Origin of the sequence: Stenotrophomonas sp. NPDC077421 (assembly GCF_049545505.1) — a bacterium.
GTDB classification, from domain to species: Bacteria; Pseudomonadota; Gammaproteobacteria; order Xanthomonadales; family Xanthomonadaceae; genus Stenotrophomonas; species Stenotrophomonas nematodicola.
The window spans coordinates 1-24,852 of sequence record NZ_JBMWDP010000042.1; the positions used below are offsets into that span (position 1 = coordinate 1).

General features: G+C 60.5%; 19 protein-coding genes and 1 pseudogene. 5 read left to right on the forward strand and 15 right to left on the reverse strand.

All coding sequences use genetic code 11. The features are described 5' to 3' along the window. From ACPEH1_RS17650 to ACPEH1_RS17660, 3 genes and pseudogenes are all read right to left on the reverse strand, one after another. A partial coding sequence (locus ACPEH1_RS17650) for a CopL family metal-binding regulatory protein (RefSeq protein ID WP_423716135.1) occupies positions 1–253 on the reverse strand: 253 nt, incomplete at its 3' end. A 174-nt stretch (positions 254–427) separates the two neighbouring features. After that, the gene (locus ACPEH1_RS17655; RefSeq protein WP_017354987.1) at positions 428–778 is read right to left on the reverse strand and encodes a helix-turn-helix domain-containing protein; all 351 of its coding nucleotides are present in this window, start codon (positions 776–778) and stop codon (positions 428–430) included. A 74-nt stretch (positions 779–852) separates the two neighbouring features. Beyond that, a pseudogene (locus tag ACPEH1_RS17660) lies at positions 853–1,893 on the reverse strand (DNA-binding protein). Between the two features lie 272 nt (positions 1,894–2,165). On the opposite strand from ACPEH1_RS17660, the gene ACPEH1_RS17665 reads away from it, so the two are divergent. Both ACPEH1_RS17665 and ACPEH1_RS17670 read left to right on the forward strand, forming a co-directional pair. Beyond that, positions 2,166–3,746 (forward strand): ATP-dependent nuclease, encoded by a 1,581-nt coding sequence (locus tag ACPEH1_RS17665; RefSeq protein WP_017354989.1) that lies wholly within the window; start codon positions 2,166–2,168, stop codon positions 3,744–3,746. Beyond that, positions 3,724–4,821 carry a UvrD-helicase domain-containing protein gene (locus tag ACPEH1_RS17670; protein ID WP_017354990.1) on the forward strand — a complete coding sequence of 366 codons (1,098 nt, stop codon included), beginning with the start codon at positions 3,724–3,726 and terminating at the stop codon, positions 4,819–4,821. The genes ACPEH1_RS17665 and ACPEH1_RS17670 overlap by 23 nt, the downstream gene beginning before the upstream one ends. 12 nt (positions 4,822–4,833) lie before the next feature. On the opposite strand, the gene ACPEH1_RS17675 is transcribed toward ACPEH1_RS17670, so the two are convergent. From ACPEH1_RS17675 to ACPEH1_RS17730, 12 genes are all read right to left on the reverse strand, one after another. Then, the gene (locus tag ACPEH1_RS17675; protein WP_027080079.1) at positions 4,834–5,112 is read right to left on the reverse strand and encodes a hypothetical protein; all 279 of its coding nucleotides are present in this window, start codon (positions 5,110–5,112) and stop codon (positions 4,834–4,836) included. A 387-nt stretch (positions 5,113–5,499) separates the two neighbouring features. After that, entirely contained in the window at positions 5,500–6,222 is a 723-nt protein-coding gene (locus tag ACPEH1_RS17680; protein ID WP_017354992.1) for a hypothetical protein, read from the reverse strand. Between the two features lie 82 nt (positions 6,223–6,304). Further along, positions 6,305–7,018: a response regulator transcription factor gene (locus ACPEH1_RS17685; protein WP_017354993.1), complete on the reverse strand. Its 714-nt coding sequence runs from the start codon at positions 7,016–7,018 to the stop codon at positions 6,305–6,307. Between the two features lies 1 nt (position 7,019). After that, positions 7,020–9,479, reverse strand: coding sequence for a heavy metal translocating P-type ATPase (locus tag ACPEH1_RS17690; protein WP_017354994.1), 2,460 nt, complete (start codon positions 9,477–9,479; stop codon positions 7,020–7,022). Positions 9,480–9,557: 78 nt separating this feature from the next. Continuing rightward, entirely contained in the window at positions 9,558–12,794 is a 3,237-nt protein-coding gene (locus ACPEH1_RS17695) for an efflux RND transporter permease subunit (RefSeq protein ID WP_017354995.1), read from the reverse strand. A 15-nt stretch (positions 12,795–12,809) separates the two neighbouring features. After that, positions 12,810–14,009 (reverse strand): efflux RND transporter periplasmic adaptor subunit, encoded by a 1,200-nt coding sequence (locus ACPEH1_RS17700; protein ID WP_399622552.1) that lies wholly within the window; start codon positions 14,007–14,009, stop codon positions 12,810–12,812. Positions 14,010–14,059: 50 nt separating this feature from the next. Beyond that, the gene (locus ACPEH1_RS17705) at positions 14,060–15,313 is read right to left on the reverse strand and encodes a TolC family protein (RefSeq protein WP_017354996.1); all 1,254 of its coding nucleotides are present in this window, start codon (positions 15,311–15,313) and stop codon (positions 14,060–14,062) included. A 56-nt stretch (positions 15,314–15,369) separates the two neighbouring features. Next, on the reverse strand, positions 15,370–15,681 hold the full coding sequence (locus ACPEH1_RS17710) for a hypothetical protein (RefSeq protein WP_017354997.1): 312 nt from the start codon (positions 15,679–15,681) through the stop codon (positions 15,370–15,372). A 141-nt stretch (positions 15,682–15,822) separates the two neighbouring features. Continuing rightward, the gene (locus ACPEH1_RS17715) at positions 15,823–16,194 is read right to left on the reverse strand and encodes a diacylglycerol kinase (RefSeq protein ID WP_017354998.1); all 372 of its coding nucleotides are present in this window, start codon (positions 16,192–16,194) and stop codon (positions 15,823–15,825) included. A 73-nt stretch (positions 16,195–16,267) separates the two neighbouring features. After that, entirely contained in the window at positions 16,268–17,983 is a 1,716-nt protein-coding gene (locus tag ACPEH1_RS17720; protein WP_017354999.1) for a phosphoethanolamine transferase, read from the reverse strand. Between the two features lie 556 nt (positions 17,984–18,539). Further along, entirely contained in the window at positions 18,540–18,860 is a 321-nt protein-coding gene (locus ACPEH1_RS17725; RefSeq protein WP_062167471.1) for a hypothetical protein, read from the reverse strand. A 308-nt stretch (positions 18,861–19,168) separates the two neighbouring features. Further along, positions 19,169–19,786 (reverse strand): cation transporter, encoded by a 618-nt coding sequence (locus ACPEH1_RS17730; RefSeq protein WP_014159605.1) that lies wholly within the window; start codon positions 19,784–19,786, stop codon positions 19,169–19,171. Positions 19,787–19,891: 105 nt separating this feature from the next. Between ACPEH1_RS17730 and ACPEH1_RS17735 the strand changes: the two genes are divergently transcribed. The 3 genes from ACPEH1_RS17735 to ACPEH1_RS17745 are packed head-to-tail and all read left to right on the forward strand — an operon-like array spanning position 19,892 to position 24,590. Then, positions 19,892–20,305, forward strand: a complete 414-nt coding sequence (locus ACPEH1_RS17735) for a MerR family transcriptional regulator (RefSeq protein ID WP_014159604.1) — start codon at positions 19,892–19,894, stop codon at positions 20,303–20,305. Further along, entirely contained in the window at positions 20,302–21,573 is a 1,272-nt protein-coding gene (locus ACPEH1_RS17740) for a site-specific integrase (RefSeq protein ID WP_017355000.1), read from the forward strand. Before ACPEH1_RS17735 ends, ACPEH1_RS17740 begins: the two co-directional genes overlap by 4 nt. 23 nt (positions 21,574–21,596) lie before the next feature. Next, a complete protein-coding gene (locus ACPEH1_RS17745; RefSeq protein ID WP_017355001.1) occupies positions 21,597–24,590 on the forward strand; it encodes a Tn3 family transposase in 2,994 nt (997 codons plus the stop codon). The last annotated feature ends 262 nt before the right edge of the window (positions 24,591–24,852 follow it).

Genomic DNA, 24,852 nt, shown 5'->3' on the forward strand with positions numbered 1-24,852 from the left:
AACAGTCGGGACCGGCATGGTCGCCATGCCCAGTGCCAGCCCTTTCAATCGAGGTGGCATCGGGATGATTCTCAGCACTGTGATGGGCGACGCAGTCTTCGTCGCCTTGCACCGCGGCAGCCACTTCGCTGGCCTGCGCTTCCATGGCCGGGTTCATACTGATCGACGCAAATGCCGACCACGCGCCGTTAAGCACGAGCATGACGATCAGGAGCAGTCGCAGTAGAAGTGAGGAGGCTGACACGGGCGACATTGTAAATCACTTTAGACAAGGCGCGTGTGTATCGGTCGTGAACAAAATCTCAAGTAGGCCTGAGATGCCGCCACTTGTCAGTCGCACTAGTCACGGCCACTGCAGCTCCCTCCAGGAGCGCCCAATGGGCGGGTTGAGGCGAAGGGTTGCCCATAGGGCTAGCGCTTGTTCGGTTTACTTCTCGGGTGTGGCCTCGATCAGCTTCACCAACTCCCGCTTCTGCTGCTTGCTTAGCGAGCCCCAGCGCAGGAGCAACTTGGCCAGCAGATCATCGTCGGTGTAAAGGAAGGCGGCGGGGATCCCCAACGCTTGGGCCAACCGCTTAGCAGTCTCCAGCTTGGGCTCGTGCTTGCCACGTTCGTACTGGTTGACTCGGGGGCTGGCCACGTAAGGATCCAGACCGGCCCGGATGCCCAACTCCTTCTGCGACAAACCCGTGTGCAGGCGGGCTTGTTGGAGGCGTCGAGCGAAGGTCGGTGTTGAGTCGACGGACAAAGTCACGCGCACCCCCCATGGAAACCCCATAAGGATGGCGGATGTGGGGTTAAGCCGAGATACGTGCAAAAATGCCCCCCAGAATTTTTTTTTCTTCCGTGAAATCATTTGGTTGCCGGATTTTTGTTGGTACCTGAACTGTCGGCGCGATCGGGCCGCAACTGCGCCAGCAACTGCTCCAAGGTGTCCTGGCGCACACCGGCACGCAACGCTTCGGCCTCGGCTTGTTCACGCCGTTCTCGCTCCTTGGCCAAGTCGGCGTGAGCATTGGCCAGCTTGACCCGTGCGCTCTCCAACGCTTGGGCGTCCTGGGTCCAGCGTGCCAGCAAGGCCTGGTACTCCGCAGCCGTAAGCCGCAGCGCGTCCAGCTCCTTCCGCTGGTCGTCCGCAGCTTGCCGCACCTGCGCCAGTTCCCTCTCTAGGCGGCTGTGGCGTTCCAGCCACTGCCCGTTGTCGCGGTTGAGCTGAACCAGTTCGTGGTTCTTGGCGGTCAGCGCCTCGTTGGCCTGGCGCAGCGCGACCTGCAGTTCCTGCACCTGGTGCTCGTGGCGGCGCTGTTCCTGTTCGCGTTGGTCCTTGACCGAGGTGCGGTAGTGCTCCAACGCCTCGCGAGCATGCTGGTGCTTCTGCTCCAGCGACTGGGCATGCGCCTCGTGCTCCGCCAGCCGCGCGGTCAGTCCCGCGATCCGTTCGCCGAGCTGCGCGACCTCGGTGACCCGTTCGGCCAAGGCCTGCTGGGCTGCGGCGTGGGTCGTCTTTTCTTCGCGTAAGGCAGTTTCAATGCGCTGAAGCTGCGCGCTCAGCGTGGACGCCTCCTGCTGGGTGCGTTCCAGCGCCTCGCTACGCTCCTGCAAGTGCGCTTCGAAGCGCTGCCGGGCCTCGGCGATTACAGCCTCGGCCTCCTCGTGTAGGCGACCGGCAAGCCGACCGACCAGGTCCTGTAGCGCGTCGCTGACCGCGACCTTGGCGCCAAGGCCTTACCCTTCATCTTCTTCCAGCTCCTTCAGGTAGCGGTGAATGGTTGTCTTGGAGCCGGTGTTGCCCAGCGCCACCCGCACCGCGTCCACCGACGGGTGTTTGCCCTGTGCCCGCAGCGCATCGCGGGCCTTCTGGATGTCGCTCTTGTACAAGCCGCCGCGTGCCATCGCACTCTCCGACTATTTCGTAATGTATTACATACCACGTAATTACATACCAATCAAGTTACACTACTCGCCGAGTACGGGTCGTATCTAAAGGCGGGATAATGTGGAATTATCCCGCGTAACCAGCGTTTCGGCCATTTCAAGTCGTCAAAACAGTACGAAACCGCCCAAGGCTGGCGATCCCTGGGTAGTATGGCCCAGAGCGGAAAGGAGGCCAGCCGGGGTGCAAGCAGGCGCCGCCACCGAACTCGTTGGCCATCAAAGGACTGTGCATGCCGATCGAACGTATCGTCATCGACAATTTCAAGTCGTTTCGCCATCTGGACCTGCCCCTCAACGCCCACATGAACCTGGTGGTGGGCGACAACGAGGTCGGTAAGTCCACCCTGCTGGAGGCCATCCACGTGGTGGTCACCGGGCAACTGCATGGGCGCAATCTCGCCTACGAGCTCACGCCCTACCTGTTCCACCAGCCCGCGGTGCAGGAATATCTGGCGACCCTTGCTGCAGGCACGCCGGCTTCGCCGCCACGGATCTCCATCGAAGCCTATCTGGGCGCAGATGTCGCGCTGGCGTCGTTGCGCGGCACCAACAACTCCCTGCGCTTGGATACCGCCGGCATCCGGCTGCTGGTCGAGCTCAACGACGACTACCGCGAGGAGTTCAACGCCTACCTGCAGCAGCACCAGGGTGCGGTCAGCCTGCCGGTGGAGTACTACACGGTGCGCTGGTATTCCTTCGCCAACAATGGCGTCACCGCTCGCAGCATTCCGTTCGATTCGACCATCATCGACACTCACGGCATCAAGACCTTGTCCGGTGCCGATCGCTATATCGCCGGCATCATCGATCAGGCACTGACGCCTGCGCAGCGCGTCTCGCTGTCGTTGAGCTTCCGCCGCATGCGGCAGAGTTTTTCCGAAGAGGCGGACGTGGCGGCCATCAATGCGTACCTGACCGAGCACACCGGGGACATCAGCCACCGGGCGCTGACGGTGGGTGTGGACACATCGCCGCGCTCAACATGGGAAACCAGCTTGTCACCTTACCTGGATGAGCTCCCGTTCACCCAGGCCGGCAAGGGTGAGCAAAGCGCGGTGAAGATGAAGCTGGCGATGCACGCGGCCGGCGCTGCCCACGTGCTGCTGATCGAGGAGCCGGAGAACCATCTGTCCTATTCCAGCATGACCCAGCTGATCGACAAGATTGCGGCCCTCTCCACCGCCCAGCAGGTGATCATCGCCACCCACAGCAGCTTCGTGTTGAATAAGCTGGGCGTGGACAACGTGATCCTGTTCAGCGCGCAGGGCCAGATGAAGCTGGACCAGCTGCCGAGCGATACCCATGACTATTTCATGAAGCTGCCGGGCCACGACACGCTGCGATTGATCCTGGCCAAGCAGGCGATCCTGGTGGAAGGCCCTTCCGACGAGCTGATCGTGCAGCGCGCCTACAGCGACCACCATGGCGTGGCGCCGATGGCTCGCGGCGTAGACATCATTTCGGTCAAGTCGCTGGCATTCAAGCGCTTCTTGCAGATTGCAGATCGGCTGAAAATCCAGGCCAAGGTGATCACCGACAATGATGGCGATATCGCCGTTGTGCAGGAGCGCTATGCCGAACACATCAACGCGATCTATTACGATTCCGACGAAAGCGCCCCATCGCTGGAAGAGCAGCTGATCAAAGCCAACTCGCTGGCCGAACTCAATACCGTGCTGGGCAAGACGTTTGCCGATGAGGTGGCGCTGCTCAAGTACATGAAGGGCCATAAGACCGATACGGCCCTGGCGATCTTCAACAGCCCGCACTCGATCAGGTTCCCGGACTATGTCCAGCGCGCCATCACCTAACCGGGTCCTGCTTTCGGCGGCCGGCTCGGGCAAGACCACCTTGCTGGTCCGGCAGGCCCTGGAGCGGCCTGGGCGTCGCATCGCGATTGTCACCTACACGCTGGAGAATCTAGAAGAGATCCGGCGCTCGTTTGAGGTCCACGCCGGTGCGGTCCCCGTGCATGTCACTTTGCACAGCTGGTATGGCTTCCTGCTGTGCCAGTGCATCCGCCCGTACCAGGCAGCGCTTTGCCCTGAGCCTCGCATCGAGACCATCCTGTTCGTAGAAGGTGTCACCAATAACAGGGCCCCACGCACCCAGGTGGCGCGCCACTACTTGGCAGGCAACCGGATGTATTCGGACCGGGCGGCCGATTTCGCTGTGCGCTGCGATGAGCTCACCCAAGGTCAGGTCATGGCACGCCTGGCGGCCATGTACGACGAGCTCTACATCGACGAAGTTCAGGACCTCGCCGGCTTTGATCTGGATCTGGTCGAGCGGCTGTTGAAGAGCGGCATTGCCATCACGTTGGTGGGTGATACGCGGCAGGCGACGTATGCCACCAACTATGCTCAAAGGCACAGCCAGTATCGTGGACCCAATCTGGCAGCGCTGTTTCAGATTTGGGAGGCGGACGGCTTATGCCAGCTGGATCACCGCCTCATCAGCCTTCGCTGCGTCCAGGCCCTGTGCGATATGGCGGACACGCTCTATCCGCAGATGCCGCGAACCCAATCAGGCAATGGCGAGGTCACCGGGCACGATGGCATCTACCTCGTCGCTCCAGCGGATGTTGAAGCGTACATGCAGGAGTTTGCGCCCACCGTGCTCCGGCATGACCGGCGGCAAGCGTGCGACGGACTACCGGCCGTGAACTTTGGGCAGTGCAAGGGCCGCACCTACAGCCGGGTCCTCATCTTTCCGAACGGCCCGCTGACACAGTACCTGCGCACGGCAGATGCAGCGCGTATCACCGCCCCACCAAAGTACTACGTGGCCTTCACCCGGGCGCGGCAAAGCGTGGCCTTTGTGTATGCCGGCGCGTGCGCGTTGCCGGGTTATCAGCTCTATGCGCCCGCCAACGCAGACGCATAGAGCCACGGGCGATCACATTTTCTTCAAGGGCGCCGCGGTGGGCTGTGGTGGCACCGGACCCGGGTCGTTGAAGCACAGCATGACCTGATCGATGTCAAATTGATCGGCCAGCACGCGGGCGATCACCGCATGCACCAGGTCCAGGTCGACCGAGGGCGCAGCGACGGTGATGGTGGCCGCGATCGCACGACCGCGCTCTTTGGCGGGGACTAGGCGCAGGTCATCCACCGCTTTCACGCCGGGGTCGGTAAACATCGCCGTACGCACTTGTTCCAGCTCGGCTTCATTCATGTTGGCGGTGACTCCAGGGAATGTGATTGTCAGGCGGGATAGGTCTGAATCTTGCAATCAAAAAACACCGGCCTTGCCAGCAAGGTTGGTAGGCGGGGGACAGGCTCCGGCCGATGACGACTGTCGCCAGCGACCGCTGCAACCCTGAGCGCGCATCTTTGAGGCTCCGGTGGGCTTCGGGCGCATTGAAACCAGAAGTCGCCACCACGGACCTACCTCGGGGTATTGCTTCCGGCCGGTAGAAGACCTCCACAAACGTGATCTCGATGCGCCACCTCTCACAGAGCGAGACTGACGACGGGTGGTCCCATCCGCCCTTGCGTCATATTTGTCCCGCTCGCAGTTGTCAAGAATTAGCCTCCATGATTTGGATTGGTTGATCGGATCCTATTTCCTGCGAGGCTTGGACCGAAGCCCCGGTGGTCTGCGTTGCTTAATAGGTTGCTTCAATCTCCACCGGCTCCATTCACTAGTAGATCCTTCAGCTATGAAGGTGACCAGAACCCACTTCAGTAAGGGAGAGAACCCCACCTCAGCATCACGAAGCAGGTTGGCCCAATACCTTCCGACTAGGAAGGAGAATAGACTCATGGCAGTGACAGACGATGCGAACCACGGCCAACTGATGTCACTGACGTTCGCTTGGATGCCTTTCTTGTACATGTAAACTGCAAACACCAGAGCAGCGCACTGCATCGAGATCACAACCGCGGTCGGCGTCGCCCGGGCTCTGTGGAGGGCGGCGGCGAAGAGAGTCTCCGCAAACGAGAAGCCGATCAGCAATAGAGCTGCACTCAGCATCGCTGGACCGAACTCCGCAATTCCGGCGAGTGACAGCACGATTGGAAGGAATGCAAAGGGGAGTGGCTCCAAGCAGAGGGTTGGATAGAATTTCACGAACAGTGGCCATCTCTTTACCGCGACCAGAATGATGTCTTGCATCATCGCAACTACCAATGCAGCAGCCGCACTCGTTAGCGCAATCGACACCGGTATCCAAAACATCATCTCTTCTGATGCCGGCGCGAAGGGCACCATGGCCGCTGCGCCCCAAATCGCTGCGGCCAAGAACGCGCCAATTGGGAGTGCGGCTGGCTTCCACATGGTCATACTCTGATCAGAATACGTGGCCAAATAGTCAGGCGCTCAAGGTCTGCACTGACGGCTCTGCAGCCATGTCTACGCCTCACCGTCATAGGGCCTCCCTTCCCCGGGGGGGGGGCATAGGCCTTGATGGCGGTATCAGTCGATACCCAACCCGCGGCAGCGTCTGGATCATCTTTTCCTCAAACGGACCATCAATGCTTCGCCGCAGGCTGGACATCTGTGATCGCAGAAGATCCCCGTCGGGCAGGTCGTCACCCCAGAGAGTGTGCTCAAGCTGCCGCCTGGTCACAGCGGCAGGACTTGCCCGCATCAGCGCTTCAAGGAGCTTCCTGCAAGCTGGGTACAGATGCAGTCGTTTTCCAGCCCGTGTGGCCTCCAACGTTCTCAGGTCCAACGTGAGCTCTCCGATCAGCAGCCGCCTCCTTGTTACGCGTCCCTCCGTACGGGAAACCAACGCCTCTAGGCGAACTTCGAGCTCCGGGAGCTCAAAAGGCTTGGTCACATAGTCATCTGCACCGGAGCGGAAAGCGATGATTTTGTCCGAGAGCGCAACCTTTGCAGCCAACATCACAACAGGAACTGAAACACCGTGATTCAACCGCAGCCTTCTCAGAACCTCCGGGCCTTCCATGCGAGGAAGCATCCAATCAAGAATGACTGCGTCGTAACCATTGGACGCCGCAAAGTGAAGGCCGGCGATGCCGTCCCCGATGGTATCAAGCTGATGCCCTCGGGCCTCGAAGTAGGCCAGAATCTTCAAAGCGACTTCTCGATCGCGCTCAATCACTAGAATTCGCATGTCACGACTGACGGAAGCCAAGGAGCCTCAGCGCATTGAATACAACCAACAAGGTTGAACCTTCATGCACTGCCACAGCCGGTCCAATGCCAAGACCTAGGATGGTCGCAGGAACCAACAACGCTACGACGCCCAGGCTCACATACACGTTCTGACGGATCACCCGTTTCGTGCGTCGACTAAGCGCTACAGAGAATGCAACCTGTCTCAAATCCTCAGACATAAGCGCGACGTCGGCAGTCTCCAGCGCTACGTCCGAAGAGGCGGCACCCATTGCAATTCCGACGCTGGCACTAGCCATTGCGGGTGCGTCATTCACACCGTCGCCGACCATTGCCACTCGCTCCGTCTCCTTCAACTGACGTATTGCCTTCACCTTGTCGTCAGGCATGAGATTTCCCCATGCCTCGTTTAGACCCACGTCCGTTGCCACGGCTTGAGCTACAGTCTGGTGGTCGCCAGAGATCATGATCATTCGTTGGATGCCCAAGCGCCTTAGCTTGTCCAGGGCTTCACGCGCCTCTGGCCGGGGCGTATCCATAAGGCCGATGACACCTAGGTCGCGATCACCTAGGCGAACGGCCATCGTGGTTCTGCCGGCGTTACGGAGCTCCTCAATGGCAGACTCCGCACCCGCGGATAGAGCGCCAATGCCGTCGTTACCGAACATTTCTGCCTTTCCTATCCACACGTCAATGCCGTTCACCTTCGCCTGAACGCCTCTTCCAGCGAAGTTAGCGAGGTCTGTCGCTACCATGACCGGTCCATCGCCCAGGCGAGTATTACCATCTCGAACGATAGCTGCGGCCAAAGGGTGGTCACTTAAAGCCTCGACGGCGACGGCAACGTGAAGCAGTTCCTGCTCTGTCGTTCCCTGCATCACTTTGATGTCGGTAATTCGCGGCTTGCCTTCAGTGAGCGTTCCAGTCTTGTCGAACGCGATGGCGCGGATCATTCCTAGCTCTTCGAGTGGCGCCCCACCTTTGATGAGCACACCACCACGTGCCGCTCTTGCGATGCCCGCCAGAACAGCACTTGGCGTGGCTATGGCCAGTGCACAGGGGCTCGCTGCCACCAAAACTGCCATAGCACGATAGAAGCTGTCACGGAATGGCTCATCAACCACAACCCAGGAGAAAAGGAGGAGCACAGCCAGAATCAACACCGCGGGAACGAATACTCTCTCGAACTTGTCCGTGAAGCGCTGCGTGGGCGACTTCCTAGTCTCAGCCTCACTTACCATCTTGACGACGCGGGCCAGTGCCGATTCGCCTGATCGACGCGTGACTTCAACCTCCAGGGCGCCGGAGCCATTGATAGTGCCGGCGAAAACACGTGACTCCATTACCACCGAATCAGGTCGATCCCGTGCTAGAGCAGCGTCATTGACTGCCAGCTTATCAACCGGGATGCTTTCCCCGGTGACAGGGGCTTGGTCAACGCTGCTAGCCCCTTTGATAACGAATCCGTCCGCCGGCATCCGGTCATTGGGACGTACGACCACCACATCTCCAGGTATCAACGATTCAACCTGGACTTCCACGACCTGCCCATTCCTCAGCACCCTGGCAGTTTCTGGGGCAAGCTTGGCGAGAGCTTCTATCGCACGTTTAGCCCGGCCCATCGCGTAGTGTTCAAGGGCGTGACCGAGACTGAAGAGGAACAGAAGCAAGGCGCCTTCGGCCCATGCGCCGAGCGCGGCTGCGCCTGCCGCTGCAACCAGCATCAGCGTATCGATCTCAAAGCGCTTCAGCTTGATGTTCCCGATCGCCTCGCCAAGCGTGAACCAGCCGCCAAAGACGTAGGCTGCTACGTAAAACGCTGTGGGGATCCAGGGCGTTTGGGTCAACCCAAGCTTTTCAATCGCAAATCCCACGATCAGGAGCAGGCCGCAAGCAAGTGAGAAGATCAGCTCACTATTGCCACCTAGCGTGCCCCCGTGGGAATGACCGGGGTCCTGTCGGTCCTTGTGATCGTGTCCTTCGTGCTGATCCTTCAAATCTCCCCTCGGACTCGGTGGCTCTTGCGCTACACCCAGCGCCTCAAGCTTCGCTCTCAGCTCCGCCTCGCCTGTCTTGGCTCTCTCGTACTCGATGCTTATGCCACCAGCTGGGCTGGTGGTGGCTTCAATGACGCCTGGTACGGCCTGCACTTGCGCCGCAATTGTCCTTGCCTTTCGTGCGTGAACGGCCGAACCAAGCTCCAAGAAAAGGTGGCCATACCGATCACCCAACTCAATGCCCACGGATGCCGCCACCTCTCGCACTCGCTGAAGCGAGACGATCTCGGGGTCGTAATGAATGCAGAGCGTTCCGAGAGCTTCGTCGCTACCCTCGCGAATGTGCACGCGCGATACTCCCTCCATGTCCTGAAGACCAGCGACCAGCCTCTGGACGCAGCTGTCGTCCCGAGAGACACCTGGGAGTATTACTGGCAGTTCGAGTTCTGTGGTCAGGTTCATTTGTTCCCTCCAACGTCATAAAAATGGAACGGGAAGTCCGGCAGGCAGATGCTCTGCCGGGCCCAAACACTCCATCATTCAGTGGACAGTTTCCGGTTGCCCTTTCGGGCCTGCCTTGGCCAAGCGCCCCGCAAATGTCGGCAGCACAAGAAGTGTCAGTACTGTTGCGGTCAACAGGCCGCCAATGACCACCGTGGCGAGAGGCTTCTGCACCTCAGCACCAGATCCACTCGCAATAGCCATTGGAATGAAGCCAACGATCGCCACCAGCGCGGTGGTCACCACCGCGCGAATTCGGCTGCCGGCACCGTTCATTGCAGCGATCAATGGACTGTCACCTGCATCAAGCCTCTCTCTGATGGCTTGCATGAGCACCAATCCATTCAGGGTCGCAACACCCGATACCGCGATGAATCCGACGGCGGCAGATACCGAGAACGGCATACCACGCACCAGCAACGCGAGAATTCCGCCAACCAGGGCCAGTGGGACGCAGGTGAACACCAGGCCCGCCTCCTTTGCGCTGCCCAATGCCATGAACAGCAGGCTGCCGATCAATAGGAAGACAATCGGAACAACTGTCATGAGTCGCTTTTCAGCCCGCTGCAAGTTCTCGAACTGACCTCCCCACGTCATGTGGGCGCCCGGCGGAAGCTGTACGTCCTTCACCGCCGCCTGGGCCTCTCCAACAAACCCGCCCAAGTCACGACCGCGAACATTTGCCTGCACCACCACACGACGGCTTCCATTGTTTCGACTGATCTGGTTCGGCCCCTCGCTGATCTCAATGCGTGCGACAGAGGAGAGCGGCACGATGCCCCCAGTTGGAGTTGCAATCGGCAGTGACGCGAGCTGATCGGGGTCATTGCGTGCATCGTCGCCGAGGCGCACAACAACATCGAACCGGCGGTCGCCCTCGAAGATCTTGCCTGCCGCAGCGCCGCCAATACCGGTTGAAAGCGCGTCGCTCACGTCCGCTGCCGTGAGGCCATACTGCGCAGCTGCAAGATGATCGATTGCCACATTGAGCGTGGGCAGGCCGGAAATCTGTTCAACACGGACATCCGCTGAGCCCTGGACATTCCTCAGCTTCAGCGCGACCTGATCGGCAACAGCTTGCAGTTGCTCGAAGTTGTCGCCGTAGATCATGACGGCCAGGTCCGTACGCACGCCTGAGATCAGCTCATTGAAGCGCAGCTCGATGGGCTGGCTGAATTCAAAGCTGTTGCCTATCTGCGAGGCGGCGATCTTCTCAAACCTTGCAATCAGATCCTCCTTGCTCAGGGAAGAGTCTGGCCACTCCTTTCTCGGTTTAAGTACGATCACACTGTCGGAGATGTTGGTCGGCATGGGGTCGATAGCTGCTTCTGCAGTACCGGTCCGCGAGAAGACCGTCACAACCTCTGGTTCAGCAGCAATGGCCTTCTCCAGCGCCAATTGCATAGCCAACGATTGCTCAAGCGACGTAGATGGCACACGCAACGCTTGCATAGCGAGATTTCCCTCATCAAGCGTTGGCATGAACTCTCGACCCAGCATCGTAAAGCCGACCACGCCCATTGCGAGCATCACGAGGGCGCCAGCGAACACTGCCTTGGGCCTACGAATCGCCGCTTGGATCACCGGTTCGATGCGGCCGCGCAGGACGCGGATGATGGCTGTCTCATGTTCTTCGTCCTGGTCGCCCTCGTGTCCTTCCTTCTTCGCGTGGAGCTTGGGCTCCCTGACCAGCAGGGCAGCCATCGCCGGTACGAAGGTAAAGGAGAAGATGAATGCGCCAACGAGGGCGAGCATGAAGGTGGCGGCCATCGGGTGGAACGTCTTGCCTTCCACACCTTCCAAGGTAAGGATCGGTGCGAACACCAACAGGATGATCACCTGACCGAAGGCTGCAGGACGCGCCATCTTCCTCGCCGAGTCGGCGGCTACACGCAGTCGCTCCATGGCATTGAGGGGTCGGCCAAGTTCGGCACGCCGCTTGCCAAGCATCAGCAGGGTGGACTCGATCACAATTACCGCGCCATCTACAAGGATTCCGAAGTCCAGCGCACCCAAGCTCATCAGGTTGCCGCTGATACCGAACTTGTTCATGCCGATAACAGCGAACAGGAACGACAGCGGAATGACCAATGCGGTGATGGCTGCCGCACGCAGGTTGCCCAGGAGCAGGAACAGCACAACTACGACCAGCAGGGCACCTTCGGTCAGGTTCTTGGCGACAGTCTTGACAGTGGAGTTAACCAGCACACTACGGTCCAGCACTGGCTCTGCGAAGATATCGGCGGGCAGAGATTCATTGACCTGTGCCAGGCGCTCAGCTGCAGCTTGAGCGACGGTGCGGCTGTTGCCGCCGGCGATCATGAGCGCCGTGCCCAGTACCGCCTCATGACCATTTCGGCTAGCTGCACCAAGCCGTGGGGCGCGCCCCATACCGACCTCGGCAACATCGGCCACCCGGATGACCACACCGTCCTTGGTGGCAACGGGCGACTGAGCCAAGTCGTCGGTCGTAAGGGCAAGGCCGTCGGCCCGAACGACCAGGCCTTCGCCCGCACGCTGGACGAATCCGGCGCCAGCCTGGACGTTGGAGCGTTCCAGTGCTTGGACCAGATCGGCCAGACCCAAGTTGTATGCCGCCAGTCGAGCGCTGTCGGGGTAGATGCCGTATTCCTTGACGTACCCACCCACCGTATCAACACCGGCCAGGCCGGGGCTGGAGCGCATCTGTGGTGCGATGATCCAGTCCTGGACAGTACGCAGGTACGTTGCGCGCTCCTGGGCGGTTCCAAGACGATCGCCCTCTGGTGTCAGGTAGACCTCACCCTCTTGCCAGCCAGCCTGGCCGGGCTTGGCCAGCTTCTTGGGGTCGAATGGCTTGAAGTCCACCGTCCACATGAGAACCTCGCCCAGCCCGGTTGTAACCGGGGAGAGCATGGGGGACACGCCCTCGGGCAGATCTCCGGCAGCCTCCCGCATCCGCTCTGCCACCTGCTGGCGGGCGAAATAGATGTCGGTCTGATCAGTGAAGATCGCGGTGACCTGAGAGAAGCCATTGCGTGATAGGGAGCGAGTGGTGTTCAGACCTGGGATGCCGGCCAAGGCCGTCTCCAGAGGATAGGTGACCTGGCGTTCAATCTGCTCCGGAGTAAGGGCAGGTGCGATGGTATTGATCTGAACCTGGCGGTTGGTGATATCTGGTACAGCATCGACTGGCAGCTTGCTCAGTTGGAACAAGCCAAAGCAGGCAATCGAAGCAGCCAGAAACACCACGAGCCAACGGAACTTGACCGCTGCTTCAATGATGATCTTGAACATGGTGTATGAGTTCCCTTAGTGGCCGTGCTCGGCTTCGCCCTTGGCCAGTTCGGCCTTGAGCAGGAAGGCATTGGCGCCTACGAGGCGCTCACTACCTGTCAGACCGTTAAGGATTTCGATTCGATTACCTGCACGACGGCCAGCGAGTACCGGCGTTGCCTTAAAGCCTCCCTCGACAGCAACGAACACAACACTTCTGCCATCAACGCTTTGGACCGCATCCGCCGGGACGCTCATGCCTTCAGCTGCGCCATCGGCGATGATGACGGCCGAAACGGGGGAGCCGGCCGGTGGCAACTTCTCCGAAATTGGTTTGGCGCGAATGGTCGCGGTGCCTCCCTGCTGCATCACATTCGCAGCGGCGGCAATCACCTCAGCTTCGAAGCTTCCGCCCGGGCCAGTCACTTCCAGCTTCATTCCGGGCACCGCGAGAGTGGCCAGTGCTGGCGGTGCAGTGAATACGAGTTCATTCATGTCCGGATTGGAAACCTCCGCAACAAGCGTTCCAGCTGAGACGACACCACCGGGCGTCACTTGGACGTTGCCAACCACGCCAGCGACAGGACTGGAGATTGTCACCCGGCCGGAACTGTCCGGAGATCCACTGGCCGCTACCTGTGCACGTGCAGCACTAGCGGCGGCATCAGCGGCCAAAGAGCGCGCGCGCGAGGCCTCCAGCTCCTGGCGAGCCACTACGCCCTGCTCGACAAGAGACTTGTCGCGGCCGTAGGCCAGGCGGATGGCTTCGGCCTCCGCCGCAGCGGCAGTGGCGGCGGCTTTGAAGGTCGCAGCTTCTCCACTGACAATGATCACCAGGGGCTGGTTGCTCTTGACGGCTGTACCCGGCGCAACAAGCACGCGCTCAACGCGGCCGGTGACCGTTGAGGCGATGGCAGCACGCCCCCCGATGGCCGGCTCGACGCGACCTGCAAGGCGGGTCGATGCGCCACCGCCGCGGCCGACAGCCACCACGCCGATGCCAGATGCCTTGATCTGGTCAGGCGTCAGCTTGACTACACCTTCCTCGGACTCCTCTTCGCCATGTTCGCCATCACCATCACCTTCACTGTGCGCCTCGGCGGAGCCCGGCTTTGCGTCAGCTGCGTGATCGTCGTGACCATCATCCTTTCCAGCCGGCTTTTCTGCCTCCGTACCGGTGGATTTGGCATCCTCCTGCGCCCCGCCACTGCATGAGGTCAGCGCGCCGGTCATCATCAAGGTAGCCAGCAGCGTCGCTCCGATGAGCGTCTTGTTTCCGTACTTGTTCATTTTGCCTCCACAAACGGTGCGCGCCCTTCAAGGCGGGCGAGGTCGATTTCTGCTGCCACCCGGCTAAGACGGGCATCCACAGCACTGCCACGCGCAGCGATCAGGGTTGATCGCGTGCTGCGCAGCTCCAATTGCGATATACGACCTGCCTCGAATCCGATGCGGGCCAGCCGATAGGCTTCATCTGCGGCCTGTACGCTTTCATCCGCTGCTCGTACGCGGCTGTTGGATGCCTTGAGACTCGCTACCGCTCCCAAACGGGCCGCCTCACTGTCACGCCTCTGAGCCTCCAGAACCGCTTCGGCAGCACGTTGTTCCGCATAGGCCGCCTGGATCGCACCGCGGTTACGATCGAATAGGGGGATCGAAAGGCTGATGCCCACGTTGTAAGCTTGGTCGCCCGCTTGGCGGAAGCGCGTCTGAGCCACGGATGCACTCAGTTGTGGCAACGCACGCTTGCGCTCGACATCGATAAGGCGGCCGGAGGCTTCCGCTTCAGCTTGGGCAATGCGAACGGCAAGCGGGGCGACCTCAATAGCGACTGGGTGAGAGGGCACGCGGTCAAGCAGGCTTTCACCGATGTCGGTCAGGGGGCTGTCCACCAAGGACACGCCGGCCAGGCGAGCAAGCGCCGCATCCCGGTAGGCCTCGGCCTCATCCAGGCTTGCCTTTGCATTGGCGACCTCGCTCCGTGCCTGCACACCGCGCAGGTTGGGCTCACGTCCCTCGCTGACCATCGCAGCTACCGCCTTGGCGTCCTGTTCAATCAAGGCCAATGCCTCGCTGGCCAACTCATATCGGCGCAGCGCAGCCTCTGCTTCGGCGTATGTCGCCGCCAGGCGACCCGCTGCGTCACTGCGCATCAGATCACCCCGCAAGCCTGCAGCCCCAGCCTCCGCACGCGCGGCGCGCACTCGGGCCCCTCGTTGACCCCAAATCTCCAGCGGCTGGGAGAGGGTGACAATGCTGTCAGCGTTTGAGAAACCTTTGTAGGGACCAGTGCCGTAGGCGTTCTCCGCTTCGATGGAGACCGTCGGATTGGGCAGTGCCCGAGCCTGTTGTACCCGCGCCTCGGCTGCCTCAGCCAGCGCGACGCCTTGGACCGTCGCAGGCATCTGGTTCAAGCGAGAAAGCAACGATTCGTAAGATGGTGCAGTTTGAGCAGCTACATGTCCGATTGGCACCAACGCCAACAGAATAGCGACAGTCAACCCGGTCGCTGAAAGCGACCGGCCTGGCAAAATCGACATAAAAACTCCCGTAAATTATCTGAGCGAACGACCCGCAAGTGCGAGGCAGAGCCAGATCAGATACGGGGGGGGCGCATGGGACCGTCGAGTCGTAGCGCGTAGACGTCCACGTGCTCGGTACTGTGCAGCGAGATCCGGCCATCGGCGAACAGATCGTCGTGACCGGCAGCTGGGAGGCTTGCCGTTGAATGGTGGCAATGCCCATGGCCACAGGCATCGGCACTGGACGAATCCTTGCTCTTGCTCGACTCGGAGTCTGAATCACTTTGCAAGGCGTGCACATCGCCCACGCTGACCGTCGCTTCTTGCGCGCACGCCAATGCCTCGGCCACAGGCACGACCACGAACGCCGCCAAAAGCAGCAGCATCAGGTATATACGAATAGCAGGCAGAGAGCGACGCATTGGGAAAGGTTAGCAACCTCTTTTGGACGGATACAATTACATAAAAACACTACGGTGGCTGTGCTTGAACGCACCCTAGCCCCGTTCAGGTCGGGACCCAGGGAATCAACCCACAAGGATAACGGCCCATGTGAGGGCGACATTGCAAAGAGCCACGAACACAGCGGCCGAACCCATATCTTTAGCGCGACCCGCCAGCTCATGGATCTCTGGGCCATACCGTTCGATAACCGCTTCGATGGCGGAGTTCAGCAGCTCCAAGGCCAGAACAGCCAGCACGCTCCCCATTAGAAGTGCTCGCTCAACCGCTGAGTGGCCCAGCAGAATCGCTGCCGGTAGTGCCACCACGGCCGCGACAACCTCGAGTCGAAACGAGGATTCATGCAGCCAAGCTGATCGTAGTCCTTGGAGGGACCAGCGGAGCGCCTTGAAAACGCGGGCAATGCTCCGCGGACGATGACCGTACATATCTGCCACTGTGTTGCTTCCTTAATTTAGGACCCCAAGAGCCGCTGCTGGGCGCTTCCAGCAGCGTGCTCGTTGTCGCCCGTTATGAAGTGGACCCGGCGTTGATGGAACAACCGGAGAAAAGATTCAGGCTTTCGTCCAACGACTTCGTCCGGACGTTCATGAGGCCGAGTACAGAATGGAAGAGGTTGTCGTGGCTGGCCGGGCGGTTTGATCGGTCCCGGACACATTGAAGGTCCAGGTTGTTGCTGCTCTTCATGCCCTCGGACATCCACATGACCATGGGCACTTTGATCTGAGTGTCGGGAGCAATGGCATAGGGGAGACCGTGGAGATAGACGTTCGCCTCTCCCAGTGACTCACCGTGGTCGGAAACGTAGATCAATCCAGTGTCATGGCTCTGATCCTGCTCAAGCATCCGGATGGTCTTTCCAAGGAAGTCATCTGTCGCAAGGACTGCGTTGTCATACGCATTGACGATCTGCTGGCGCGTGCACTTGCCCAGATCTGCATTGCGGCAGTCAGGCGTGAACTTCCTCAGATCCTCGGGATATCGCTTGTAGTAGCTCGGCCCGTGGTTCCCCAGCTGATGCAGAACGACCACAACATCACCCGGATTGTCATCGATAGCGTCATGCAATCCCCGCAACATGATCTCATCGCGACACGCTTGGTCATCGCACAACCCATCCTTGGTAGGCACGCGGAAGGACTCAAACGCCAGGTCCGCGCAAACCCCCTTGCAACCTGTCTGGTTGTCCCGCCATAACGTCTTGATGCCAGCTCGCTCAAGCACATGGAGCAGCGACTCTGAGCCCCTGATCTTGTCTCGATCGTAGTCTCGCCTTCCATACACCGAGAACATACAAGGCACGGAAACTTCAGTATTTGACCCGCAGGCAGTCACGTCCGAGAAGTTGACGACGTCCAACGCTGCCAACTGTGGCGTTGTCTGTCTGCCGTATCCATTCAAACCCCAGTTCTGCGCACGAACCGTCTCACCTACAACGATGACCAAGAAGTGGGGCTTCGCGCCTGGCGGATGAGGCGTCATCATGGCATCGGGGCCAACCACTTGGATCGGACCGCGCTCCGCACGGGTGTCTTCTCGCACAACCTTCGCAATGGAAGCGATGTAGTTTCCAGGGTTTGCAAGGTATCTGACTTGCTTGTGATTGCGTATGAGTGATGAGAGGTCGTCGAATGACGCAATTGCCGCGCCAACGATTACAACAACCGCCATGCCAAGTAGAAGCACTCTTGCAAGTATCGCCCGCGTCACATTGGAAGAACGTTGGAGCCTTACCATGCATACCGCGATAGCTGGCACGACGCCTTTAATTAGTACCGCAAGAAAGAAGCCCCAGGTCAGCAACTCTCCGGCTTCAGCGCCGTCGGTCTTCAGCACATTTCGTACCATGCTGGCGTCGAAGTAGACGCTGTAATTGTCTGAATAGTAGGCAGCAGTAGCGGACACGACGAGAAGCAATGCAAGAACCGGCTTCACCGTCCATCGAACGCATAGCAATCCGAGAATGAGCACATTCAAGGCAGTGAGGATCGCTCCCGTAGAGATAACAAGTAGCGCACGAGCTGCTCCGTCCGCACCACTCTTCGCAATTACTTCTGCGAAGAACGCGCTGTTGAGAAAGAACGTGAAGTACATCGCCACGATGATAATCAACGTGTTGACGCCCAGCTGCGGGCCGCAGATGGGCTTGCCAAGACGGCCCAGTGGATCTGAGCCTAGGCCCCCGCGCGAACTGCCTCGGTTGAATTCTGTTTTCACGTAATGCATTGGTGATTCCTTTTTATTGACCACCGCGCGCGCCCCTAGCGCACACGGCCGCCATTGCGCGTTCCTAGATGGAAAGCCATCCACACATATGCAACGCCTGACACCAGCGAAGGGGCCAGGACCGCGGTCCGCAGGTTTTGGGTCAGTGACAGCAGTGCAGCCGAGATCCACATGAAGAGACGCTTGTCTGGGTGCAGCTCCGCTCCCCGACGCGGGAACAGCGAGCTTCCGGTTGCCACCATTTGGGTGGCAACCAAGGCAAATCTCGGTTCGTCGACAGGCCCAAAATCGCGCACACCAAGAGATGCGCCGATGGCAAGCACGGAGGTTGCCATCAGTAGTGCCGCTCGATCGCGTGCAGTTCGGAGATTGGTAGATGTTGAGAAGGGCATTCAGGTCGCCTTCTTCAAGGCGGCGCAGTACTGGCCGGCGACTGCACGTGCAGCCACGCGTCGGCCGAGCGCACGGAGCGCCCAGCAACAAGATGTGTTCATGGAAAGACCTACACAAAGGTGATCGCAGAAGGACTGACAGGCGCGTTGCGCCTTTTATGCGATCAAAGCCTGGGAGGTCTAATCAGCGTGTCCGGGATGTGGGACGTCATGGGCTGTTCGTAGAACGTGTGCCCGCCTTCATTTCTTGCGGCTTCGGCACTGGTGAAACCGTTGGACGCCACAAAAGTGCTGCTGTGGTGGCAGTGACCGTGACCACAAGCGGCATGCGCCTTATCGGGGTGGCCATCGCCTGGCCCTGCCACTTCCTGGTGTGACTGCTCCTCAGAGAAGCAGACCGAAGCATCAACGACAGGCACGATGATCATCACTGCGAGCAGCAGTGCCAGAGCGTAGCGCTTGGCATGGATGACAATGGAAGGCACGTGTGGCTAGGACTGATACATTTGAGGCCGGAAAGATACCTTGGGTACCGCTCATCAGCAAGCTGACGCTTATTCATCAATCTCGCGGGCTCGAGTGGCCTCTGCGAGTCAGGTGGCCAGGCAAAAGCTGGCGCGGGAAATTGACGGAATCCGGCATCCGAAGAACAGAAAGTTAACGTTTTGCCTGAGCTTCCGCACGGTCACGCAGATTGAGCTGCGACGGATTAGGTCGGGGGCCAGCTGCGCCACGTGACAGTGCCGGGTTCAAGCGCAGCCGCCAGAGTCCGAGCTCAGTCGGCCAAGCCTGGTCATGCAGCCGTCTTGCGCGCGTCGGCACCTGCCCGGCGGGCATCACCTAAAATCTCGAAGGCTTCCTTGATCACATACAGGCCGATCAGGGCGCCGATCACGAAATCCGGGTACGGGCTGGCCAGCCACCACACCAACAGACCGGCCAGGATCACCCCAACATTGGCGACCACATCGGCCCGCGTGAACAGCCACGTCGCTCGCAGATGCACTTCGCCGGACTTTAGCGGTGCCAGCATGCGCAGCACCGCCATATTGACCGCCAGCGACAGCAGGGCGGTGCCAATCATCCAGCCGCTGACCGGCTCGGCGCCGTACATCACCCGGCGGCCCACCTCAACCAACACGCCCACACCCAGCACAAGCAGCACGCTGCCGCTGACCCAAGCGGCATTGGCCTTGAAGCGCGCCGTGCGCCCGATAGCGACCAGGCCAATGGCATAGGCGGTGGCATCGGACAGCATGTCCAGAGCGTCGGCCAGCAGGCCAGTGGAATGGGCAATCCAGCCGGCGATGCCGCCGATCACGGCCATCGCCGCGTTCAACGCTAGGGCGATCCAGAGGACGCGCCGCTCCTGCGCATTCTTGGCCTCGTGGTGGCAGCCGCAATCACTCATCGGAACATCTCCAGTCGCAGGGAAGCCGGGCCCGGGCGGGTCGCTGGCATGACACAGCAGGTGAGTGTAAAGTCCGTAGCTACTACGGAGTCAAGCGTACTACGAATGAAAATCAGTGAGGCTGCCGACGCCAGTGGATGCCACCTGGAGACGATCCGCTATTACGAGCGGATCGGCCTGTTGCCGCGCCCGGGGCGCTCGGGCAATGGCTACCGGGTCTATGGCCCGGCCGACATCGAGCGGCTGCGCTTCATTGCGCGCGGCCGGGACCTAGGCTTCAGCCTGGAGGAGGTCCGCAGCCTGCTGCAGCTGGCCGGCGATGAGGAGCTTTCGTGCGGGGACGTGGACCGGCTGGCACGCAGCCATCTGACCGACGTGCGGGCGCGCATGGCCGACCTGGAGCGCATGGCCACCGAGTTGGAACGGGTGATTGCCAGTTGCCACGGTGGGCAGCGGGCTGAATGCACCATCCTGTCGACCCTGCGGCAGCCGGTCGCTGTGGAGGCCACGCGCCAGTGACCGAACTGGACCGCTACCTCGATGCAGCCACGCGCCAGAACACGGTGCGCAGCTATGCGTCGGCGCTGCGGCACTTCGAGGTTGAATGGCAAGGCCACCTCCCAGCGACACCGGACAGCGTGGCGCGGTACCTGGCCGCGTATGCGCAGACCCTAGCCGCCAGCACGCTTCGCCACCGGCTGGCCGCCATTGCCTCTTGGCACCGCGACCACGGCTTTGTCGACCCGACCCGGTCGCCGCTGGTGCGCAAGGTGCTCAAAGGCATCCAGACCCTGCACCCGGGCCAGGTCAAGCAAGCCGCGCCGCTGCAGATTCGGCGGCTGGTCGAGCTCGATGACTGGTTGGCTGCCGCGATCGCGGCGGCGCATGCCCGGGGCGACGGAGCGGCGGCGCTGCGCCATCAACGCGACCGAGCGTTGGTGCTGCTCGGATTCTGGCGGGGCTTCCGTGGCGATGAACTGCTGCGTCTGGACGTGGCCCATCTCACGCTGGTGCCGGGACAGGGGATGACCTGTTTCCTGCCGCGCAGCAAGGGCGACCGCCAGGCCGCCGGCGTCACCTACAAGGTGCCGGCGTTGTCGCGGTTGTGCCCGGTGGAGGCGACCCAGGTGTGGCTGCAGGCGGCCGACCTGCACGAAGGGCCGGTGTTTCGGGCGGTTAACCAATGGGGCCAGGTGAGCGCCGAGGGCCTGCATCCCAACAGCTTGGTGCGCCTGCTACGCGAGTTGCTGACCAGTGCCGGCTTTGCCGATGCGGGGCTCCACAGCAGCCATTCGTTGCGCCGCGGCTTTGCCAGCTGGGCCAACGACCAAGGCTGGGACATGAAGGCGCTGATGGAGTACGTGGGCTGGCGCGATGTGCAGTCGGCCATGCGCTATCTCGACGGGCGTGACCCCTTTGCCCGTGACCGCATTGAAGCAAGCCTGCCCAGTCCAACCGCGCCGGTACCGGCGATGGCACTGCCGGCGCCCGAGGGCAAACCGGCCTTGCAGCTGCGCCTGCGCATGGTGCTGACCCCGTTTGCCCGCACGGGCCGCGGCGCGGCCAAGGCCCGAGGCCGGATCGAAGAGATCTGCTTGGCCCCGTTCCAGGCTGTGCGCCTGAACACTGCCAGCAGCGAGTACCAGTTGACTGTTCCCACCGATCCCGACCGGGATCTGGATGAAATCCTGGCCACGTTGCTCGATGACATGCACCGCATGGCCGATACGCACCAGTGTTTCCTGGAAGCGTCTCTCAATACAGACGACGGCCGGCACTGGGATTGATCCCCTCATAACCTCCGGATCCAATGGCTACCCTTCACGAGACCGCCTACCCGCGACTGAAGCCTGATCCCACCGCCAAGGAACTGGAGGAGATCTATACCCCCACCGCCGCTGAGATTGCATTCGCCAAGCAGCTGACCACCCAGCCGGGACCGCAGCTGGCGGTACTGATTCATCTCAAGCTCTTCCAGCGCCTGGGTTACTTCACGGTGTTAGCCGAAGTGCCCGAGCGGATCCGGAAGCACATCGCCAAGGCCGCCCGACTCGGGCGCGTATTGGACACCGACCAGCTCGAACGTTACGACGCTTCCGGTAGCCAGCGCCGCCATATGCCGCAGCTTCGGCAGTTCATCGGGGTACATCCCCTGGACAAATCAGGCTTGGCCTGGCTGGACACGGTGGCCACCGGAGCAGCCCAGACCAAGCACACCATCCCGGACATCGTGAACGTCCTGCTCGAAGAGCTGGTGCACCACCGCTACGAACTGCCAGGCTTCCGCACCCTGGAGCTGGCCGCCATCGGCGCACGTGAGCGGGTCAATCTGGGCTACTACCGCAGCATCAGTCACGCGCTGACGCCTGCCACGCGCACGCTCATTGACGAATTGCTGCGCGCACCGGAAGGCTCCAGATTTACTGGCTGGCAATCGCTCAAGCGCGAGCCTGGCCGACCGACCAACAAGGAGGTCCGGTTCTATCTGCAGCACATCCGCATGCTGCAGCAGTTGGCCGAGCAGCTGCCTCCCATCGATGTGCCGGTGCCCAAGCTCAAGCAATTCCGTGCAATGGCTCGCGCCTATGACGCCAGCGAGTTAGCCGAACTGGCTCCGGACAAGCGCTATGCGTTGGCCACCATCTTCATTCGCGCCCAGCATGCCAAGACGCTGGATGACGCAGCCGAGCTGTTCATCAAGCAGGTGCGCGGGCTGGAGAACACGGCCCAGCAAAAGCTGCTGGCCTACCAGCTCGAACATGCCAAGCGGGCCGACTTCCTGATCGGCCAGCTCAAGGAAATCCTGCAGGCCTATCAGCTCGACGGCAGCGATAGTCAGCGCGTGGATGCCATCGATAACAGTCTGGAAGCGGAAGTGTCGACCTTGTTGGCCGAATGCGAAGAACATATGGCATACGCAGGAAAGAACTATCTGCCTTTCATGCTGCAACCCTACGGCGCGGTCAGGCCGCTGCTGTTCAATGGGCTGGAGCTGATGAACTTGCGGGCAACCAGCCACGATGCCGGCATGGAGCCGTTGATTGCAGCGGTGCTGTCGCTGCGCAACCAACGCCGTGAGCTGATCGAGGTCGCATCCCTCGGCCTGGACCCGGAAAAGGACTTCGATTGGATGTCCAAGCTCTGGCGTCAGCACGTGTTTGGCAAGCGGGCCAGCGCGGCAGGCGCCGGCTGGATGCACCGTAAGTACTTCGAGCTGGCCGTGCTGGTGCAGGTCAAGGACGAACTGAAGTCGGGAGATCTCTTCATCCCGAGCAGCGAACGATTTGACGACTACCGCGAGCAGCTGGTCGATGAAGCCACCTTGGCCCAGGAACTGGAAGCCTATGGCCAGGTGTCAGGCTTGCCCACCGACGCTGCGACTTTCGTGGCCGGGTTGCGCGCACAACTGACCGACTTGGCCGACGAAGTTGACGAGCGTTTCCCCGAGAATGTTCATGCGGACATTCTGGAAGGACGCCTGGTACTGCGGAAGGGGCAACGCGCCGAGGTCTCAAGCGCCATTGCCACCGTGGACCGCCTCATCGCCGAACGGCTCCCGGAGTCCAGCATCGTCGATGTCCTGATCGACGCCAGCCAATGGCTGGATCTGCACCGATTCTTCCGTCCGATCGCCGGCACCGAGAGCCAGGTTGAAGATCTCCCTCGACGGGTGATCACCACGCTGTTTTGCTATGGCTGCAACTTGGGTCCGACGCAGACGGCGCGGTCGATCAAGGGCTTCAGCCGTCGCCAGGTCGCTTGGCTCAACCTCAAATACGTGACCGAAGATGTCCTTGAGAAGGCCATCGTGGAGGTCATCAATACCTACAACAAATTTGACCTGCCGGGCTATTGGGGCAGCGGCAAGAGCGCGTCAGCAGATGGCACCAAGTGGAGCGTGTACGAGGACAACCTGCTGTCGGAGTACCACATCCGCTACGGCGGCTACGGCGGCATCGGCTACTACCATGTGTCCGACAAATACGTGGCGCTGTTCAGCCACTTCATTCCCTGTGGCGTGCACGAGGGCATCTACATCCTCGATGGCCTGCTGGCCAACACGTCCGACATCCAGCCCGAGATCGTCCATGGCGACACGCAGGCCCAAAGCTATCCGGTCTTCGGTTTGGCCCACATGCTGGGCATCCAGCTGATGCCCAGGATACGAAACATCAAGGATCTGACATTCTTCCGGCCCGAACCTGGTAGGACCTATAAGAACATCCAGGCACTGTTCGGAGACAGCATCGACTGGCAACTGATCGCGACCCATCTCCACGACATGCTGCGGGTGGTGATCTCAATCCGATTGGGGAAGATCACCGCGTCCTCGATCCTGCGCCGGCTGGGCACCTACAGCCGGAAGAACAAGCTGTACTTCGCCTTCCGGGAAGTTGGCAAGGCCGTCCGAACGCTGTTCTTGCTGCGCTACATCGACGACAACGAGATTCGGAAAACGATCCATGCTGCGACCAACAAGAGCGAGGAGTACAACGGCTTCGTAAAATGGGTGTTCTTTGGCAGCCAGGGGATCATTGCTGAGAACGTCCAACACGAGCAGCGCAAGATCATCAAGTACAGCCAGCTGGTCGCCAACATGATCATCCTCCACAACGTAGAAGGCATGAGCCGGACCTTGGCTGAGATGCGGAAGGAGGGGATTGAACTGACCCCCGAGATCCTGGCCGGCCTGTCGCCGTATCGGACCAGCCACATCAATCGCTTCGGCGACTACCATCTCGACCTTGATAGGGAAGTGGCGCCGCTGAGCTATACAGCGAAAGTCCTTGAACAGGCCCCATAGACGGGGAGATCCGCTATCGGGATAAGGCAATTATCATTTCGTTTCAATTGCTTAGGCAGCTTTTGGCCCTGTACGTAACGATTCCCTGCCGACCCTCAACTACGACGCAAAGAGGACTGCGTTCCTCAAGCACCTGGAGCGCTACCAGAACGTAGCAGATCCTGATCTGGAGTCGGTCCGCTGGGTGTCCGGGGATATGAGCGCTCACGATCTATCTGCCGATCTTCAACAGAAGCTCGATAAGAATGACGGGATTTTTGTA

Bases quoted from the DNA above. Each gene is read 5' to 3' on its own strand.
- ACPEH1_RS17655 (WP_017354987.1), bottom strand. From the start codon at position 778: ATGGGGTTTCCATGGGGGGTGCGCGTGACTTTGTCCGTCGACTCAACA.
- ACPEH1_RS17665 (WP_017354989.1), top strand. From the start codon at position 2,166: ATGCCGATCGAACGTATCGTCATCGACAATTTCAAGTCGTTTCGCCAT.
- ACPEH1_RS17670 (WP_017354990.1), top strand. From the start codon at position 3,724: ATGTCCAGCGCGCCATCACCTAACCGGGTCCTGCTTTCGGCGGCCGGC.
- ACPEH1_RS17675 (WP_027080079.1), bottom strand. From the start codon at position 5,112: ATGAATGAAGCCGAGCTGGAACAAGTGCGTACGGCGATGTTTACCGAC.
- ACPEH1_RS17680 (WP_017354992.1), bottom strand. From the start codon at position 6,222: ATGACCATGTGGAAGCCAGCCGCACTCCCAATTGGCGCGTTCTTGGCC.
- ACPEH1_RS17685 (WP_017354993.1), bottom strand. From the start codon at position 7,018: ATGCGAATTCTAGTGATTGAGCGCGATCGAGAAGTCGCTTTGAAGATT.
- ACPEH1_RS17690 (WP_017354994.1), bottom strand. From the start codon at position 9,479: ATGAACCTGACCACAGAACTCGAACTGCCAGTAATACTCCCAGGTGTC.
- ACPEH1_RS17695 (WP_017354995.1), bottom strand. From the start codon at position 12,794: ATGTTCAAGATCATCATTGAAGCAGCGGTCAAGTTCCGTTGGCTCGTG.
- ACPEH1_RS17700 (WP_399622552.1), bottom strand. From the start codon at position 14,009: ATGATGACCGGCGCGCTGACCTCATGCAGTGGCGGGGCGCAGGAGGAT.
- ACPEH1_RS17705 (WP_017354996.1), bottom strand. From the start codon at position 15,313: ATGTCGATTTTGCCAGGCCGGTCGCTTTCAGCGACCGGGTTGACTGTC.
- ACPEH1_RS17710 (WP_017354997.1), bottom strand. From the start codon at position 15,681: ATGCTGCTGCTTTTGGCGGCGTTCGTGGTCGTGCCTGTGGCCGAGGCA.
- ACPEH1_RS17720 (WP_017354999.1), bottom strand. From the start codon at position 17,983: ATGCATTACGTGAAAACAGAATTCAACCGAGGCAGTTCGCGCGGGGGC.
- ACPEH1_RS17730 (WP_014159605.1), bottom strand. From the start codon at position 19,786: ATGAGTGATTGCGGCTGCCACCACGAGGCCAAGAATGCGCAGGAGCGG.
- ACPEH1_RS17735 (WP_014159604.1), top strand. From the start codon at position 19,892: ATGAAAATCAGTGAGGCTGCCGACGCCAGTGGATGCCACCTGGAGACG.
- ACPEH1_RS17745 (WP_017355001.1), top strand. From the start codon at position 21,597: ATGGCTACCCTTCACGAGACCGCCTACCCGCGACTGAAGCCTGATCCC.